This is a genomic window from Aureimonas altamirensis (genome assembly GCF_023702225.1).
GTDB classification, from domain to species: Bacteria; Pseudomonadota; Alphaproteobacteria; order Rhizobiales; family Rhizobiaceae; genus Aureimonas; species Aureimonas altamirensis_B.
Map to the genome: position 1 here is coordinate 1 of NZ_JAMQCO010000029.1, position 3,370 is coordinate 3,370.

Here is a 3,370-nt window from a genome sequence, read left to right on the forward strand (position 1 = left end):
CGCCGGCAAGCACATACTTGCCCGTGCCGCCATCGCTCAGCGTGTTCGCCGAAGCGTTACCGAGTACGTCCACGGTAATGCCGGCCATCGCGCCGCCGGTGCGGCCGAAGATCACATAGGCGCGCCCTGCATTGGAGGCGGTTGCATCGTTTAGCCGCGCCCCGACCACGATGTCGGCAAGCCCGTCGCCGTTGATGTCTCCTGCCGCCGAAACGTCGAAGCCCAGTTCGTCGCCCGCACACTGGCCGGTAATCGCGAAGCCGCCGATGCCACGCGCCACATCCGACAATTGCACCGAAGACGTGCCCGGACGCCCGTAGACAAGGTAGGCGCGACCGGCATCGACTCCCGCCGTATCGTTGCCCTTGGCGCTGACCAGCATGTCGGCAAGGCCGTCGCCGTTAACGTCGCCGGCTGCGGATGCCTTGTACCCGAGGAAGTCGCCGCTGCACTCCGCCACGATGGCGAAGCCGCGTGTGCCGAGCGAGGACGAGGCCACGTTGATATCGAGGTTGCCGGATGTACGTCCGAAGATCACATACGCACGGCCGGTATTGGAGCCATATTGGAAGCCGGTGACGAGGATGTCCGCGATGCCGTCGCCGTTGACGTCGCCCAGATAGGAAACGCTATAACCCAAGGCATTCGTCGTCGTTTCGCCGGTAATCGTGAAGCCACCGGTGCCGAGCGCCGACACGGCGACGGGGCTGCCGCCCGTCCGGCCGAACACGACGTAGCTGCGGCCGGTGAAGTTGTTGTAGCCGAAGGCACCGACGGAAACGTCGGCCAAGCCGTCGCCGTTCATGTCGCCGGCGCCGTTGACGAATATTCCGAATAGCGCCGATGTCCCGGCGCCATCGATAGCGAAACCACCCGATCCCGCAGCCACGGCGCTGGCCGCAACCGCCGTGCCGCTGGTCTTGCCGAAGACGACATAGGCGCGGCCGATGTTGCCGTTGTAGCCCTGTGCGCCGATCACGATGTCCGCGAGGCCGTCGCCGTTGACGTCTCCCGCTGCGGCAAGAGCCGTTGCGAGGTAGTTCGAAGTACCTTCGCCGTTGATGACGAACCCGCCGGACGCTCCCGATACGATGGAAGAGAGTGTCGGGGCGACGCCGCCGGTCCGTCCGAAGATCACGTAGGCCCGGCCGGTGTTGCTGTTGTAGCCCTGTGCACCCACAACGATATCGGCGAGGCCGTCGCCGTTGACGTCACCCGCGGCAGAGATGGACATGCCCATCATGTTTCCGGCCGACTCTCCGGTAACAGCAAAGCCTCCGTTTCCGGCGGCAACGGCGGACAGGTTGATCGCCGATGTAGACGTGGTCCCGTACACGACATAGGCACGGCCGGCATTGCTGCCCGTCGCAGCGTTATAGGGAGCCGAGACGATAACATCGTTCAGGCCGTCGCCGTTGAAGTCGCCGGCCGACGAGATGCTGAAGCCTGCAAAATCGCCGCTGCATTCGCCGTTCAATACGAAGCCACCGACGCCATTGGCGATCTCCGCCGCCTCGATCCCCGTCGAATCGACGGAGACGCCCTGGCGAATGTAGATGGTCGCTGCCTTGGACGTACTATTGTAGACGGTGTAGCTGTTGCCGCCGCTGGTGAAGCTGCCTGCCTGCCGCGCCCAGCGCCCGTCCGTCAGTTGAACCCTGTCGCCGGCATTGCCGTCGACCATCAACTGGTAGCGACCCGTCGTCTCGAAGACGTTGATGCCCGACATGTCGGCAATGTCCGCCGCAGTCAGCTTCAATACATTGTCGCCGGAACCGGTGATGTCGATCTTCTCGATACCGCTCAACCGGTTGCCGCCGGACGGATTCATGGCGGCGACGTTGGAAACCTGCGTCAAATCGAGCGTCAGCCCGGCGCCCGACAGCTTCAGCATGTCCACGCCGAGGCCGCCCTTCAGCGTCGCAAGCCTGCCGCTGCCGGCATAGGCCGACTGCAGCAGCGTGATCGCCGCGCCGTCCACCACGAAGGTGTCGTTACCCGCCTGGCCGTCCATCACGCTTGCCGCCGTCAGCGTCAGCGTGTCGTCGCCCGCGCCGGCCAGCACATACTTGCCCGTACCGCCATCGCTGAGCGCCTCGGCGGATGCCGTGCCCATGACGTCGACGACGACGCTCGAGCTCGTCCCGTCCGTACGCCCGAAGATCACATAGGCGCGGCCCGCATCAACCGCGGTCGTATCGTTGAGCCGCGCCCCGACCACGATGTCGGCAAGCCCGTCGCCGTTGATGTCGCCTGCAGCGGAAGCGTCGAGGCCCAGTTCGTCGCCTGCGCACTCTCCGGCGATGGCGAAGCCACCGATGCCGCGTGCCACATCCGACAACTGCACGTCGTTTGTGCCGGTACGCCCGTAGACGATGTAGGCGCGCCCTGCATTGTTGCCTGCCATATCGTTCTGGCGTGCTGACACNGCCTGCAGCGGAAGCGTCGAGGCCCAGTTCGTCGCCTGCGCACTCTCCGGCGATGGCGAAGCCACCGATGCCGCGTGCCACATCCGACAACTGCACGTCGTTTGTGCCGGTACGCCCGTAGACGATGTAGGCGCGCCCTGCATTGTTGCCTGCCATATCGTTCTGGCGTGCTGACACGATCATATCCGCCAGACCGTCGCCATTCATGTCGCCTGCATAGGCGGCTGCGTAGCCGGTAAGGTCACCGCTGCACTCTGCCAAAATGGCAAAGCCCCGCGTGCCGAGCGAAGACGAAGCGACGTTGATGTCGATATTGCCGGACGTGCGACCGAAGATCACATAGGCGCGACCGGTGTTCGAACCGTAGCCGTGGGCACCGACCAATATGTCGGCCAGCCCGTCGCCATTGACGTCGCCGGCATATCTGACATCCCCTCCGAGGTAACCGTTCGACAACTCTCCGGTAACGCTGAATCCAGCCGTTCCAAGCGCCGACAACGTGATGTTGCCGTCCGTCGTCTTGCCGAACACCACGTAGGCACGGCCAATCTGATTGGTCAGGGCGGATGCTCCGACGATGAAGTCGGCAAGGCCATCGCCATTGATATCACCGGCACCGCTGACCGAAACGCCAAGCTGGCCGCCCGTCGCCTCTCCTATGATCGCGAAGCCGCCGGAACCCGCCGCGACAGCGCTGGCTGCAACCGCCGTGCCGCTCGTCTTGCCGAAGATCACATAGGCGCGGCCCGTGCTTGAACCGTAGCTATTGGCGCCGATGATGACGTCCGTCAGCCCGTCGCCGTTGAAGTCGCCGGCTGACGAGACGCTATAGCCGGCATTGTCGTTGGTGCATTCTCCGTTGAGCACGAAGCCGCCATAGCCGTTGACGGCTTCCCTCGCCTCGATGCCTGCATAGTCGACCGTAACGCCCTGCTTGACGT

The 3,370-nt window shown here is 64.4% G+C and carries 1 protein-coding gene and 1 pseudogene; both read right to left on the reverse strand.

Annotated features, from left to right (window positions below; translation table 11 throughout):
- Positions 1–2,407 (reverse strand): beta strand repeat-containing protein (locus tag NDN16_RS20765; protein ID WP_435301144.1); only part of this gene is annotated, 2,407 nt, incomplete at its 3' end.
- A 187-nt stretch (positions 2,408–2,594) separates the two neighbouring features.
- Positions 2,595–3,296, reverse strand: a pseudogene (locus tag NDN16_RS21225) (integrin alpha); the annotation flags it as partial.
- Positions 3,297–3,370: the final 74 nt, after the last annotated feature.